Below are 13,080 nucleotides of genomic sequence, written 5' to 3' on the forward strand. Positions count from 1 at the left end.
TTATGGCGTTGATTAATCGCTATTTATTTCTTCTTTTTGATAGGGTGTCGCGAGGGCGTCTGGATTGCAGAGGGCAGAAAAGCTACAATAACTCAGAGTTATATTGGCTGAGATTACAACATGGCATTTTACAGTTCCGGGGTTGAGTACGGCATTCATAGCCTGATGTGCATGGTAGACAGTAAGGGCGATGCCCGCGACATGAGCGTGCGCGAAATTGCGGAGTTACAAAGCGTGCCCTATGACTACCTCGCCAAAATCTTCACTCGCCTGTCAAAAGCCGGTCTGGTGCGTAGCATTGAAGGAAAGGGCGGCGGTTTTCAGCTGGCGAAACCGGCGGAGCATATCACGGTGAAAGACGTGGCTATTGCCATCGACGGTGAAAAACGCATCTTTGAATGCCGTGAAATTCGCCAGCGGCTGGCCGTGTTTGAGGAACAGCCGCCAGCGTGGGCGTGTGAAGGTATCTGCGGCGTGCGTTCGGTAATGGATATGGCGCAACAGCGTATGGAAGAGGCGCTGGCTCAGCACACGATCCTCGACCTTGCCCGCAAGATGTACCGCAAAGCGCCGGATGAATTTGTTATCGAAGTTCAGGACTGGATTGCCGCGCGCAAAGCGTAAGCGAATAGCCTGATGGCGCTGCGCTTATCAGGTTTGCGTACTGAAAAAAAACGCCCGCAAAAGCGGGCGTTGTCATTATGCGCGGGAAGCGATTACTCCTCTTCTTCATCGCGCAGTGGAACAATCAACATATCCACGTGAACGGTGTTGATCAACTGACGTGCAGAAGACATCAGCTTGCTCCAGAAGTCCTGATGATGGCCGCAAACCACCAGGTCCATATCGTATTTCTTAATGGCGTCGACCAGCACCTGGCCCAGATCGCCGCTGCCGCTCAGGGTTTCGGTAATCGGGTAACCCGCATTGGTGGACAGCTCAGTCAGCGCATGGTGAGTCTCTTCCGAAATGCGTTTTTGCATATCGCCCAGATTCACATCGATAAGGCCGGTATAGAGATCGGAGTAATTCACATCAACATGAATCAGGGAAACTTTCGCGTTGTATGGGCGTGCCATAGATACGGCTTTCTCAACCAGCACTTTACTCTCTGGTGAAAGGTCTACCGCGATAAGAATGTGTTTGTAAGCCATGGTGTTACTCCTTCCATAAAGTTGTCGATGACCAATGGGCGTGAAGTCGCCCGCGTCCTGCATGTCGATTGCGCGGGGGTTTAGCCCTGCCTAAAATCTGCCGCATCCGTGGATGCTAATCAGGCCTTGTAATAATCTTAAAGACCTCATTGTAGAAGATATTTCTACATTATAGCGACCGGGTCTGCGCGTCAATGCGACGCGATCACCAATTTGTTAAACAAATTTATCTAAAGACACCTATTGATAACGCTTAAGGTTGTGGTAAAAAATTTCACTAATCTCCTACACTATTTAATGAGCCGGTCGGACAAATAAACGTGATCGGATTCTCACCTTTTTCACTGAGCTGTCTGGAGCTATGGGTAATTGGGGTGCGGTAGCCCGGGAGGTATCTCCTTTGGGCGGGTCGCCGGGGAGGAGGTATGATCAGCACAATCGCGCTGTTTTGGGCCCTGTGTGTCGTCTGTGTGGTAAATATGGCACGCTATTTCTCGTCGTTACGTGCATTGCTAGTGGTACTGCGTGGTTGCGATCCCTTGCTCTATCAATATGTTGATGGTGGTGGGTTTTTTACCTCACATGGTCAACCCAGCAAGCAGGTAAGGCTGGTTTGGTACATTTACGGTCAGCGTTATCGCGATCATCATGACGACGAGTTTATTCGCCGCTGTGAACGCGTGCGCCGCCAGTTCATTTTGACCAGTTCGTTGTGTGGATTAGTGGTGGTGAGCCTGATTGCACTGGCTCTTTGGCATTAATCTTTCCACATAAAAAAAGACGGGCCAGTTTCCTGACCCGTCTTTTTTGTCTGCCTGATGATTAGATAATCATCAGCGACAGCCAGTACAACCCGCCCGACAGCAGAATCGACGCCGGCAGTGTGAAGACCCAGGCCATCAGAATGTTGGTCACGGTTTTCCGTTGCAGACCGCCGCCATCCACAATCATCGTCCCCGCCACAGAGGAGGAGAGCACGTGGGTGGTGGAAACCGGCATCCCGGTATAACTCGCCAGGCCGATGGATACTGCAGAGGTCATCTGCGCCGCCATACCCTGTGCGTAGGTCATGCCTTTCTTACCGATTTTCTCACCGATGGTGGTTGCCACGCGACGCCAGCCAATCATCGTACCGCAACCCAGCGCCAGCGCGACGGCCATGATGATCCAGACCGGTGCGTACTCAATGGTGTTGAGCATGTCGCCTTTCAGTTTCTTCAGCAGACGCTGATCGTCAGCGCTCACTTCCGGCAGCTTAGCGACTTTATCGGTGGTATCAGAGATACACAGCATGATGCGACGCAGTTGGCTACGCTGCTCAACGCTCAGTTTGTCGTAGGTCTCGATATCCGCCAGCATGTTCTTCACGCGGGTTAACGCGTAGAGAGAGTTGGCCGGATGACAGTGCAGCTCGCCAGACGGCGTGATAGCGGTGTCAGGCTCAGGAATAATCTGGTCAACGCCGGTGACTTTTTTCAGTAGCGCAGGATGCTGCTGATAGAAGACTTCAACGTTATTGATAGCATCACGGGTACGGGTGATTTCGTAGCCCGACGCGTTCATGTTGACCACGAAACCTGCCGGAGCCACGCCAATCAGTACCAGCATGATAAGACCAATGCCTTTCTGACCGTCGTTCGCGCCATGAGAGAACGCGACGCCGATAGCCGAGATGATCAGGGCGATACGCGTCCAGAATGGCGGCTTTTTCTTACCGTCTTTCTTTTCACGCTCTGCCGGCGTCAGGTGGATACGCGCACGTTTTTTCGTACCGCTCCAGTAGCGACGCAGCAGGAACACCAGACCACCTGCGAAGACCAGGCCGACAATCGGTGACACGATGAGGGAGCCGAAAATATTCAGTACTTTCGGAATGTTAAGCGCATCCACCACCGATGTGCCGGTCATCAGCGCATTGGTTAAACCAATACCGATAATCGCGCCAATCAGCGTGTGGGAACTGGACGCCGGCAGACCAAAATACCAGGTGCCGAGGTTCCAGATAATCGCAGCCAACAACATGGAGAAGACCATGGCGAGGCCGTGCGCCGAACTGACATTAAGCAGGAGATCTGTCGGTAACATATGCACGATGGCATAAGCTACACTCAGACCGCCCAGCAGAACGCCGAGGAAGTTAAAGATAGCCGCCATGGCAACCGCAAGCTGCGATCGCATAGCGCGAGTATAAATCACGGTTGCCACTGCGTTTGCTGTGTCATGGAAGCCGTTAATCGCTTCGTAGAACAGAACAAAAATCAGAGCAAGTACCAACAAAAGCCCGGTATGTAAATCCAGACCTGCGAACAAATGTAACATAGTACGTTACGCCATTTTGAGGACATGAACGCGCGGCATTATCATGGACTTTGGCAGCGCGGGCAAAGTGAAATATAGACTTTTTTTGATATTTCCCCATCTTTGTATAAGCAGTGAAAATGATTTTTTAAGAATTTTCAAACGGATATGCAGGATTGTCTTATATTTCACTGGTACGACATGCGTGAAAAATTTACAATTCCCGACAATCTCTAAGTTGAGGATAGTGCGTGGAAAGGTTTGATGCCATTGTAATTGGGGCCGGTGCCGCAGGAATGTTTTGTGCCGCGCAGGCCGGGCAGGCGGGCCTGCGCGTGCTGTTGTTGGATAACGGTAAGAAGCCGGGGCGTAAGATTTTGATGTCCGGCGGTGGCCGCTGCAACTTTACTAATCTTTATGTCGAACCCGCGGCATATCTCAGCCAAAACCCGCATTTTTGCAAATCCGCACTGGCGCGCTACACCCAATGGGATTTCATCGACCTGGTTGGAAAACACGGCATCGCCTGGCATGAGAAGACGCTGGGGCAACTTTTCTGTGATGATTCCGCCGAGCAAATTGTGAAGCTGCTGGTGGATGAATGTGCAAAAGGCAACGTTACGATGCGCCTGCGCAGCGAAGTATTGAGCGTTGAGCGTGATGAAGCAGGCTTTAGCCTGCAACTCAACGGCGAAACGGTCACCACACAAAAACTGGTGATTGCCAGCGGCGGATTGTCGATGCCGGGCCTTGGCGCATCGCCATTTGGTTACAAAATTGCCGAACAATTTGGCCTGAAGGTTCTACCAACCCGCGCGGGGCTGGTGCCATTCACGCTGCATAAACCAATGCTGGATGTTTCCCAAACCATTTCAGGTGTTTCCGTTCCCTCTGTGATTAGCGCGCAAGACGGCACCGTTTTTCGTGAAAGCCTGCTGTTTACCCATCGTGGCCTCTCCGGCCCGGCGGTATTGCAGATTTCCAGCTACTGGCAGCCAGGGGAGTTCGTCACCATCAACCTGCTGCCGGATATCGACCTGGCCGAATTCCTTGATACGCAGCGCGCGGAACACCCGAATCAGAGCCTGAAAAACACGCTGGCGATGCATCTGCCGAAACGCCTGGTGGAGTGTTTGCAGCAACTGGGGCAGATTCCGGATGTCACGCTGAAACAGCTTAATGTGCGCGATCAGCAAACGTTGGTGGAAACGTTGACCGAATGGCGTGTGCAACCGAACGGTACGGAAGGGTATCGCACGGCGGAAGTCACGCTGGGCGGCGTGGATACCAACGAACTCTCTTCCCGAACCATGGAAGCGCGCAAGGTGCCGGGGCTGTATTTCATTGGTGAAGTGATGGATGTCACCGGCTGGCTGGGCGGTTATAACTTCCAGTGGGCCTGGTCGAGCGCCTGGGCGTGCGCGCAGGCGCTGGGGGAGAGTGCTACAGGCAAATAGGTGCTCTTATCACCTGTTCGTGCTTGCAAAGCCGGCAGCCAGGCTGCCGGATAATGATTAATTCAACCCAAGAAAATACTGGGCGATTTTAAAGTAGATAATAAGACCTGTGCCATCAATCAGCGTTGCAATAAAGGGCGCAGATACAACGGCGGGATCGATGCCAATCCGCTTAAGCACCATTGGAATGACTGAGGACACAATTGCGCTCCAAAGCGTTATGCAAACTAACGTTAGGCTAACGATCATGGTAATTTCGATGCCAATCCCCATCATCCAGGCTCGGAAACAGCCCGCAAGACCCAATGTCAGCGCAATCATGAATGAGGTGGTCACCTCTTTACGAATGACTTGCCCCATGTCACGTAAACGCACCTCACCAAGGGCCATCGCGCGTACAAGCGTTGAGGTAATTTGGGTACCACTGTTTCCTCCTGTACCTATCAACAAAGGTATGAAAAACGCCAGTGCGATAGCAGACTCCAGCGACTCCTCAAAATGTTGAAGCACACTGCTGGTATAGGCTTCAGCGACAAATAGTAATAGCAGCCAAACAGAACGTTTTTTCCATAACGCCCATGGCGTCATATCAAGATAGGGTTTTTCTAAAGGAAGCGTGGCTCCCTGTAATTGAGCATCCTCGGTAACGTCGTCTTCCTGCAAATGCACAATCTCTTTCATCGTCAGACAGCCGACAAGCTCGCCTTTATCGACGACGGGAATAACATCCAGCTCGCGCTGTGCCAGCATAGCCACAACGTCAGCGCGTTCTGCATCAGGCTTCACGCGGAGCAAGCAATTGTCCATTAGATGATTAATCGGAAGCTTTAAATCTTTTTCCTGAAGGAGCTTTTTAATTGAGAGTACGCCGCGTAGCGTTTTATCGGCGACAACAAAAAGTTGTCCTGGTATATCCTGAAGAGAGAGTTGAGAAATAAAGCGGTCGCGCGCTTCGCCCACGCAAAGATGGTCGGGTAGCGTCATAAAATCAGTACGCATATATTGTGCGATCGCATCACCCTGGAAAGCCGTTAAGCCATTGTGGATAGCATCATATTGAATGGAGGACATAAAATTACCCTATAGAAAAGTTCTCATAGGGGCGAACAAGACAGGATTAGCAAAGCAGATCCCTACGTCCTGGATTTAGCACTGTACAACGTATCTGACCAAAAGCATTTTGGCAGAAGTTATCTTGGCAACACCTTGATTCGATGGATGCCTGTATTTCCCTGAGCGGTCTCTCTCGATACCAACAGGGCGATAACTTATTTTTGTACAGGAGCCTCGCCATAACGAGATCATTAAATTGAGTCGGCAGAATAGCCATTATTAAAATAGTTAACAATATTAATAGTTGTGCCTGTTTATAATTTGTTGAGGTTAAACTCATTTCATTTACACAATAGACATACAAAAACCAGGTGTTACTATCACATTGACACTATCAATGAGTACGCGTGTTTCATTTACGGCCAGGAACGCTGATGATGACAACATTACTACCCGATTTCGCAACACCTTCATCCAGCACTCTCCTTCACGGTGAGCGTCATCCCGACGCCTGTACACTGTCTGGCTCTCTCTCTTCTTTCCCTCTTATCCCGGAGGGGAATCGTCGCTGAACGCTTGTTCGGCGCGCTTTGTGACACGCGTGGTTTGGTAACAGGGATTATGGCGGGTCGAGTATGGACAACATTAAGCGTCATTTGACGTGGTGGATTATTGGCATCGTGGTGGTGGTGGCCGCCGTGGCGTGGTGGATGTTACGACCCGCGGGCGTACCGGAGGGTTTCGCGGCCAGCAATGGCAGAATCGAGGCCACGGAAGTGGATATCGCCACTAAAATAGCCGGACGCATCGACACCATACTGGTGTCGGAAGGGCAGTTTGTGCGTCAGGGCGACGTGCTGGCGAAGATGGACACCCGCGTGCTTCAGGAGCAACGCCACGAAGCTATTGCGCAAATCAAAGAAGCGGAAAGCGCGGTCGCGGCTGCACGAGCCTTGCTGGAGCAGCGCCAGAGCGAGATGCGTGCGGCACAGGCGGTGGTGAAGCAGCGTGATGCCGAGCTGGCATCCGTCTCTAAACGGCATACCCGTTCACAGACGCTGTCGACGCGCGGCGCGGTCTCAGCGCAACAATTAGATGACGATCGCGCGGCGGCAGAGAGCGCGCGTGCGGCGCTGGAGTCGGCAAAGGCACAGGTTTCGGCGTCCAATGCGGCGATTGAAGCAGCGCGCACCAATATCATTCAGGCGCAAACGCGCGTCGAGGCAGCGCAGGCCACCGAGCGGCGCATTCAGGCCGATATCGACGACAGCGAGCTAAAAGCCCCGCGCGACGGGCGCGTGCAATATCGTGTCGCCGAGCCGGGCGAAGTGCTGGCGGCGGGCGGCAGAGTGCTCAATATGGTCGATCTCAGCGATGTTTATATGACCTTTTTCCTGCCGACCGAGCAGGCAGGTTTGCTGAAGATTGGTGGTGAAGCGCGTCTGGTGCTCGATGCCGCACCCGATTTACGCGTTCCGGCCACCATCAGTTTTGTGGCGAGCGTCGCCCAGTTCACGCCAAAAACCGTGGAAACCCGCGATGAGCGGCTGAAGCTGATGTTCCGCGTGAAAGCGCGCATTCCACAAGAGCTGCTGCAACAGCATCTTGAGTATGTAAAAACCGGGCTGCCGGGCATGGCGTGGGTGCGTCTGGATGAACAGAAGCCCTGGCCGGATGACCTGGTGGTGAGGCTGCCGCAATGACCGGGCAGGTAAGGCCCGCTGTCGCGCAGCTCGAAGGCGTCGGCCAGCGTTACGGCGCGACGGTGGCGTTAAAGAACATTACGCTGAGCATTCCCTCACGCTGTATGGTCGGCCTGATTGGCCCGGATGGCGTCGGGAAATCGAGCCTGCTGTCGCTGATTTCCGGTGCGCGGGTCATTGAGCAGGGCAAGGTGATTGTGCTCGGCGGCGATATGCGCGATGCGGCGCACCGCCGCGATGTCTGCCCGCGTATCGCCTGGATGCCGCAGGGGCTGGGCAAAAACCTCTATCACACGCTGTCGGTGTATGAAAACGTCGACTTCTTCGCGCGACTGTTTGGCCACAACAAAGCGGAGCGTGAGGCGCGGATCACCGAACTGCTGAACAGCACCGGGCTGGCCCCGTTCCGCGATCGCCCCGCCGGGAAGCTTTCTGGTGGGATGAAGCAAAAGCTGGGGCTGTGCTGCGCGTTGATCCACGACCCGGAATTGCTGATCCTCGATGAACCGACGACCGGCGTTGACCCGCTTTCACGCGCGCAGTTCTGGGATCTGATCGACAGCATCCGCGAACGACAAAGCAACATGAGCGTGCTGGTCGCGACCGCCTATATGGAAGAGGCGGAGCGTTTCGACTGGCTGGTGGCGATGAACGACGGCGAAGTGATGGCGACGGGCAGCGCGCAGCAACTGCGGGATAAAACCGACAGCGAGACGCTGGAGCAAGCCTTTATCGCCCTGTTGCCAGAGGCGCAGCGGCAGGCGCATAAACCGGTCGTCATTCCGCCGTATCAGGCAGAAAATGCGGAAATCGCCATTGAAGCGCGTGATCTCACCATGCGTTTCGGCGATTTTGTCGCGGTCGATCATGTGAACTTTCGTATTCCGCGCGGCGAGATTTTTGGTTTTCTCGGCTCCAACGGCTGCGGTAAATCAACCACCATGAAGATGCTGACAGGTCTGCTGCCTGCCAGCGAAGGCGAAGCCTGGCTGTTCGGCCAGCCCGTCGACCCGAACGATATCGAAACCCGCCGCCGCGTGGGGTATATGTCGCAGGCGTTCTCCCTTTACAGTGAACTCACCGTGCGGCAAAACCTGGAGCTTCACGCCCGCTTGTTTCATATTCCCGAAGCGGAGATCCCGCAGCGCGTCGCGGAAATGAGCGATCGCTTCATGCTTGCCGACGTCGAGGATGCGCTTCCTGCCTCGCTGCCGCTGGGGATCCGCCAGCGATTGTCGCTAGCGGTAGCGGTGATCCATCGCCCGGAAATGCTCATTCTTGATGAACCGACCTCCGGCGTTGACCCGGTAGCCCGCGATATGTTCTGGCAACTGATGGTTGATTTGTCGCGGCAGGATAAAGTCACTATTTTCATCTCCACCCACTTTATGAACGAAGCGGAGCGCTGTGACCGCATGTCGCTGATGCACGCGGGCAAAGTGCTGGCCAGCGGCACGCCGCAGGAACTGGTTGAGCGCCGTGGCGCGGCGAATCTGGAAGAGGCATTTATCGCCTGGCTTCAGGAAGCGTCCGGTCCTGCGCAGGCGGTGACGCCGCCAGATGACATCCCGGTGATGCATGAAGCACCAACGCCGCCGCGTCAGGGCTTCAGCCTGCGCCGTCTGTTCAGCTACAGCCGCCGGGAAGCGCTGGAATTGCGCCGCGATCCGGTACGTTCTACGCTGGCGATGCTCGGTACGGTAATTCTGATGCTGATCATGGGTTACGGCATCAGCATGGACGTCGAAAACCTGCGCTTCGCGGTGCTCGATCGCGATCAAACCATGAGCAGCCAGGAATGGACGCTTAATCTTGCTGGTTCGCGCTATTTTATCGAACAGCCGCCGCTCACCAGCTATGACGAGCTGGATAAACGAATGCGGGCAGGCGACGTGGCGGTGGCGATTGAAATTCCGCCCAACTTTGGCCGTGATATTGCGCGCGGTACGCCGGTGAAAATCGGCGTCTGGGTGGATGGTGCGATGCCGAGCCGCGCGGAAACGGTGCAGGGTTACGTGCAGGCGATGCACCAGACCTGGCTTCAGGACGTCGCCAGTCGCCAGCCGACGTCAAATGCGCAGAACGGCCTGATGACCATCGAAACCCGCTATCGCTATAACCCGGATGTAAAAAGCCTTCCGGCGATTGTGCCTGCGGTTATTCCGCTGCTGCTGATGATGATCCCCTCCATGCTCAGCGCGTTAAGCGTGGTGCGTGAAAAAGAGCTGGGGTCGATCATCAACTTGTACGTTACGCCGACGACACGGAGCGAATTCCTGCTTGGTAAACAGTTGCCCTACATCGCGCTGGGGATGCTCAACTTCTTCCTGCTATGTGCGTTGTCGGTGTTTGTGTTTGGCGTTGAACACAAAGGCAGTTTCCTCACCCTGACGCTGGCAGCGCTGCTGTATGTCACCATCGCCACCGGCATGGGGCTGCTGATTTCCACCTTTATGAAAAGCCAGATCGCCGCCATTTTTGGCACCTCGATCATTACGCTTATCCCGGCGACGCAGTTCTCCGGGATGATCGATCCTGTGGCGTCGCTCGAAGGGCCGGGGCGGTGGATCGGCGAGATCTACCCGACCAGCCATTTCCTGACCATCGCGCGTGGGACGTTTTCGAAGGCGCTGGATCTGGGCGATCTCTGGCCGCTGTTCATTCCGCTGCTGATTGCCGTGCCGCTGGTGATTGGCCTGAGCGTGCTGCTGCTGAAGAAACAGGAGGGATGATGCGCCGATTACGCAATATTTATAACCTGGGCATCAAGGAACTGCGCAGCCTGCTGGGCGATAAAGCGATGCTGGCGTTGATTGTGTTTGCGTTTACGCTGTCGGTTTACTCGTCGGCGACGGTCACGCCGGGATCGCTGCATCTCGCGCCGATTGCTATTGCGGATATGGACCAGTCGCAGCTTTCTAACCGTATAGTGAACAGCTTCTACCGCCCGTGGTTCCTGCCGCCGGAGATGATCACCGCCGATGAAATGGACGCCGGGCTGGATGCCGGGCGCTATACCTTCGCGGTGAATATACCGCCCAATTTTCAGCGTGATGTGCTGGCCGGGCGTCAGCCGGATATTCAGGTGAACGTTGATGCCACGCGTATGAGCCAGGCGTTTACCGGCAACAGCTACATCCAGAGCATTATCAACGGCGAGGTGAACAGTTTTGTCGCGCGCTACCGTGATAACAGCGAGCCGCTGGTGGCGCTGGAAACGCGGATGCGTTTTAACCCGAACCTTGAACCTGCGTGGTTCGGCGGAGTGATGGCGATTATCAACAATATCACCATGCTGGCGATTGTGCTGACAGGCTCGGCGCTTATCCGCGAACGCGAGCACGGCACCGTTGAGCATTTGCTGGTGATGCCAATTACGCCGTTTGAAATCATGATGGCCAAGATCTGGTCGATGGGGCTGGTGGTGCTGGTAGTGTCCGGATTGTCGCTGGTGCTGATGGTGCAGGGTGTGCTGGGCGTGCCGATTGAAGGATCGATCCCGCTGTTTATGCTCGGCGTGGCGTTAAGTCTGTTTGCCACCACGTCTATCGGGATTTTCATGGGTACGGTGGCGCGCTCGATGCCGCAACTGGGGCTGTTGATGATTCTGGTGCTGTTGCCGCTGCAGATGCTCTCTGGCGGTTCGACGCCGCGTGAAAGTATGCCGCAAATGGTACAGGACATAATGTTGTCGATGCCGACGACCCATTTTGTCAGCCTGGCGCAGGCGATTCTCTATCGCGGTGCCGGGTTTGAGATTGTCTGGCCGCAGTTTGTCACGCTGCTGGCGATTGGTGGGGTGTTCTTTATGATTGCCCTGCTGCGTTTCAGGAAGACGATTGCGACGATGGCGTAGCCTGGGGTTGCCGGATGGCGAGTATCGTCAATGCATTCGTAGGCCGGATAAGGCGTAGCCGCATCCGGCATTTCCCTGCACCACGTTTCCCTACCCTTCGCTAAACAGCCGCAACAGCGTCTCAACCTGCTCATCCAGCGGGGCGAGATCCTGCTTCACGATCAAATGCAGCGGCGTGGCGCGTCGCGCGCCGTGATGCAATGGTAAAGGCTTCAATACGCCTTGTTCCAGCAGGCGCTGAATACGCTCTTCCGGCAACCAGCCGTAGCCTACCTGATACATCACCGCATCAATCGCTGCATCAATTGTCGAGAACGTCCACGCATCGTTGCCCGGCTGGCGTGTGCTGTCATGGTCGGCAATACGAATGAGCGGCCAGTTACGCAGCATCTCATCGCTGAACGGGGCATCCTGGTGAAACAGCGGGTGATCGCGATGCGCGACGGCGATGAAATCGATATTCATCAACCATTCGCCACGCCCGGTAATATCCTGACGTCGCGTCAGCACCATCACATCCGCTTCTGCCTGAACGGCATCGCTGTTAGTGCTGTTCTCCAGCACTTCCGTCAAACGCACCTGCGTTTTCGGGTACGCCTGCTGAAACTCGCGCAGGATCGCAAACAGCCGCTTGCGCGGGAAGATGCTGTCCACCACTAAATCCAGTCGCGTGCGCATGCCGTCGCGTAGCGTGGCGGCACGGGTTTCGACCCAGGCGAAGGCTTTCAGTAGCGGTTTCACCTGACTGAGTAACAGTTCCCCGGCGGGTGTCAGTACCGCACGGCGGCCTTCTGGTGCCAGTAGCGCGACGCCTAATCGTTCCTGCAACAACGACAAGTTATAGCTTACCGATGACTGGCTACGGTTGGTCTCTTCTGCGGCTTTGGCAAAGCTGCCTGATTCAACTACTTTTTCGAGGAGCGCCCACTGCTCAAGCGTTGTTTTATGCATGATTGATTTAAAATTTAGATGAATTTCATTCAAACATAGCGTTATTCATTCATATTTTAAAGCAATAAGATAACTCCATCGAAAAGAGGAGAACGAATTATGAGCAGCTTTGATAAACATGACTTAAGCGGTTTTATCGGTAAACATCTGGTTTATACCTACGATAACGGCTGGAACTACGAAATTTACGTCAAAAACGCCAATACCCTTGATTACCGCATTCACAGCGGTCTGGTAGGGAATCGTTGGGTGAAAGATCAGCAGGCATACATCGTGCGTGTCGGGGAAAGCATCTACAAAATTTCATGGACTGAACCGACCGGTACTGACGTCAGCCTGATTGTTAACCTGGGCGACAAACTGTTCCACGGCACCATCTTCTTCCCGCGTTGGATCATGAACAACCCGGAAAAAACCGTCTGCTTCCAGAACGATCATATTCCGCTGATGAATTCGTATCGTGATGCCGGCCCGGCCTATCCGACCGAAGTGATTGATGAGTTCGCGACCATTACCTTTGTACGCGACTGCGGCCCGGACGATGACAGCGTCATCGCCTGTGCCGCCAGTGAACTGCCGAAAGATTTCCCGGCAAACCTGCGCTAAAG

Annotated in this window: 11 protein-coding genes and 1 riboswitch; of the genes, 7 read left to right on the forward strand and 4 right to left on the reverse strand. The window is 54.5% G+C overall.

Translation table 11 applies throughout. The features are described from left to right. Positions 1-120: 120 nt before the first annotated feature. On the forward strand, positions 121-624 hold the full coding sequence (locus tag ACOXYR_RS22760; RefSeq protein ID WP_421356443.1) for an RrF2 family transcriptional regulator: 504 nt from the start codon (positions 121-123) through the stop codon (positions 622-624). Between the two features lie 92 nt (positions 625-716). On the opposite strand, the gene uspA is transcribed toward ACOXYR_RS22760, so the two are convergent. After that, positions 717-1,154 (reverse strand): universal stress protein UspA, encoded by a 438-nt coding sequence (gene uspA / locus ACOXYR_RS22765; protein ID WP_108476774.1) that lies wholly within the window; start codon positions 1,152-1,154, stop codon positions 717-719. A gap of 425 nt (positions 1,155-1,579) precedes the next feature. On the opposite strand from uspA, the gene uspB reads away from it, so the two are divergent. Continuing rightward, positions 1,580-1,915 carry a universal stress protein UspB gene (uspB, locus tag ACOXYR_RS22770; protein WP_015962600.1) on the forward strand — a complete coding sequence of 112 codons (336 nt, stop codon included), beginning with the start codon at positions 1,580-1,582 and terminating at the stop codon, positions 1,913-1,915. Between the two features lie 61 nt (positions 1,916-1,976). On the opposite strand, the gene pitA is transcribed toward uspB, so the two are convergent. Further along, positions 1,977-3,473, reverse strand: coding sequence for an inorganic phosphate transporter PitA (gene pitA / locus ACOXYR_RS22775; RefSeq protein WP_108476775.1), 1,497 nt, complete (start codon positions 3,471-3,473; stop codon positions 1,977-1,979). Positions 3,474-3,703: 230 nt separating this feature from the next. Here pitA and ACOXYR_RS22780 point away from each other — a divergent pair, with 230 nt between their 5' ends. Next, positions 3,704-4,909: a BaiN/RdsA family NAD(P)/FAD-dependent oxidoreductase gene (locus ACOXYR_RS22780; protein ID WP_421356442.1), complete on the forward strand. Its 1,206-nt coding sequence runs from the start codon at positions 3,704-3,706 to the stop codon at positions 4,907-4,909. Between the two features lie 57 nt (positions 4,910-4,966). Here ACOXYR_RS22780 and ACOXYR_RS22785 read toward each other — a convergent pair whose 3' ends face one another. Beyond that, positions 4,967-5,980, reverse strand: a complete 1,014-nt coding sequence (locus ACOXYR_RS22785) for a magnesium transporter (protein WP_113858392.1) — start codon at positions 5,978-5,980, stop codon at positions 4,967-4,969. Positions 5,981-6,033: 53 nt separating this feature from the next. Continuing rightward, a riboswitch (M-box (ykoK) riboswitch) is annotated at positions 6,034-6,216 on the reverse strand. A 381-nt stretch (positions 6,217-6,597) separates the two neighbouring features. Between ACOXYR_RS22785 and ACOXYR_RS22790 the strand changes: the two genes are divergently transcribed. The 3 genes from ACOXYR_RS22790 to ACOXYR_RS22800 are packed head-to-tail and all read left to right on the forward strand — an operon-like array spanning position 6,598 to position 11,521. Continuing rightward, positions 6,598-7,665, forward strand: coding sequence for an HlyD family secretion protein (locus tag ACOXYR_RS22790; RefSeq protein WP_421356441.1), 1,068 nt, complete (start codon positions 6,598-6,600; stop codon positions 7,663-7,665). Beyond that, positions 7,662-10,397, forward strand: coding sequence for a ribosome-associated ATPase/putative transporter RbbA (gene rbbA, locus ACOXYR_RS22795; RefSeq protein WP_421356440.1), 2,736 nt, complete (start codon positions 7,662-7,664; stop codon positions 10,395-10,397). The genes ACOXYR_RS22790 and rbbA overlap by 4 nt, the downstream gene beginning before the upstream one ends. Continuing rightward, the gene (locus ACOXYR_RS22800) at positions 10,397-11,521 is read left to right on the forward strand and encodes an ABC transporter permease (protein ID WP_108476780.1); all 1,125 of its coding nucleotides are present in this window, start codon (positions 10,397-10,399) and stop codon (positions 11,519-11,521) included. Before rbbA ends, ACOXYR_RS22800 begins: the two co-directional genes overlap by 1 nt. Before the next feature lie 90 nt (positions 11,522-11,611). Here ACOXYR_RS22800 and ACOXYR_RS22805 read toward each other — a convergent pair whose 3' ends face one another. Further along, positions 11,612-12,472, reverse strand: coding sequence for a LysR family transcriptional regulator (locus ACOXYR_RS22805; RefSeq protein ID WP_421356439.1), 861 nt, complete (start codon positions 12,470-12,472; stop codon positions 11,612-11,614). Between the two features lie 96 nt (positions 12,473-12,568). Here ACOXYR_RS22805 and ACOXYR_RS22810 point away from each other — a divergent pair, with 96 nt between their 5' ends. Beyond that, a complete protein-coding gene (locus ACOXYR_RS22810) occupies positions 12,569-13,078 on the forward strand; it encodes a phenolic acid decarboxylase (protein ID WP_108476782.1) in 510 nt (169 codons plus the stop codon). Positions 13,079-13,080 lie beyond the last annotated feature (2 nt).

Origin of the sequence: Pseudocitrobacter faecalis (genome assembly GCF_965231525.1) — a bacterium.
GTDB classification, from domain to species: domain Bacteria; phylum Pseudomonadota; class Gammaproteobacteria; order Enterobacterales; family Enterobacteriaceae; genus Pseudocitrobacter; species Pseudocitrobacter faecalis.